Here is a 232-nt window from a genome sequence, read left to right on the forward strand (position 1 = left end):
TACTGCGAGAACGTATAAGAGGGTCAATTGACTGTACTAAAAACCCGACCGATACCAAGCCTATTATTTGGTTATTATTCGAATAAACAGGCACCTTACCGCGAATTGACTCTCCTAAACTGCCACGGGCAAGCGAAATATAGCGCTCACCCTTTAATGCAGCTTGGCTATCGCCACCCACCATACGCTTGCCAATTTTCTTTTCATCAGGATGCACAATACGCAATGCATT

Annotated in this window: 1 pseudogene; it reads right to left on the reverse strand. The window is 44.4% G+C overall.

What is annotated here, in order from left to right:
• Positions 1-232 (reverse strand): annotated as a pseudogene (locus AAEY62_RS25030) (sensor histidine kinase); the annotation flags it as partial.

Origin of the sequence: Pseudoalteromonas sp. GW168-MNA-CIBAN-0100, from assembly GCF_040309225.1 — a bacterium.
Lineage (GTDB): Bacteria > Pseudomonadota > Gammaproteobacteria > Enterobacterales > Alteromonadaceae > Pseudoalteromonas > Pseudoalteromonas arctica.